This is a genomic window from Cryobacterium sp. Hz7, assembly GCF_004402815.1.
In the GTDB taxonomy this organism is placed as follows: domain Bacteria; phylum Actinomycetota; class Actinomycetes; order Actinomycetales; family Microbacteriaceae; genus Cryobacterium; species Cryobacterium sandaracinum.
Map to the genome: position 1 here is coordinate 1 of NZ_SOFB01000041.1, position 1,023 is coordinate 1,023.

The 1,023-nt window shown below is 68.9% G+C and carries 1 protein-coding gene; it reads right to left on the reverse strand.

The window, feature by feature from the left end; translation table 11 throughout:
- The coding region (locus tag E3N86_RS09000; protein WP_134511800.1) for an HNH endonuclease signature motif containing protein at window positions 1-1,023 on the reverse strand (1,023 nt) is incomplete at both ends.

Genomic DNA, 1,023 nt, shown 5'->3' on the forward strand with positions numbered 1-1,023 from the left:
CGACGCCGAGCGGATGACCGTGGCCGGCTCACTCACGAACGTGCGCCCGGTCGGCGACGTCCACTCAAGCGTGCCGTCACCGAGGTGCAACACCCGCCACCCGGTCTCGCTCTTCAACGCATGACACGCCGGACACAGATGCGCGAGGTTGTCGTGCGCGGTCAGGCCCTCGAACTGCCAATCCAGGGAATGGTCCAGGTCGCAATGCGCCGCCGACCGGTTGCAGCCCGGAAACCGGCAGGTTTTGTCTCGCACCCGGAGGAACCGTTTCAGGTCTTCCGGGACCGCGTACCGGTCCCGGCCTACCGACAGCACCGCCCCCGTCTCCGGGTGCACCAGGATCCGGGTGAAACTCGGCGCCCCGGCCGCGATCTGCCGGGCCGTGTCCGGGTCGATCGGACCATACCCCTCCAAGAACCCCGGCTCCTCACCGAGACCCATCAGAGTCAGCACCGGCACGGTCACATTGACCGCACCCCGGATGCCCTTGCCGAGGCCGGACGGGGTGACCCCATCGAGGATGATGTCGGCGAACACGTCCGCCTTGAGCTGCATCAGGGTGCGCACCTCCTCCGGCCCCTGCAGACTCAACGCTGCGAGCATCACCCGCTCGTAGGCACCGGCCACCTTCTCCGCACTGTCGTACAGGGTCAGCGACGCCATACCATCGGGCTCGGGCTCGAAGAACACGGCCCGGTCGCGCACGGACTTCTGGTGCCGGGCCCGGATCGTCTCCGGATGCAGGCGCTCCCGGAGCAGCCGGGCCCGATACTTCAGCTTCGACGCCGTCACCGTGCCCGCCGACCGCAGAACCTCCACCTCGAACGCCGCCTTGGCCTCGTCGGGAACCGACCAGGCCTGATTGATCACCACCTTCGCGTGCTGGTAACTGATCTCGCCGGCCTCGAGCGCGGCCCGGGTGGCCGGGAGCTCGCCGGCCAAGGCGCGGCTCTCCGCGATCAGGTTCTCAGCCGTGCGGCGCGGCACCCGGATCGTGCAGGCCAGTTCGCTGACGAACTCCCG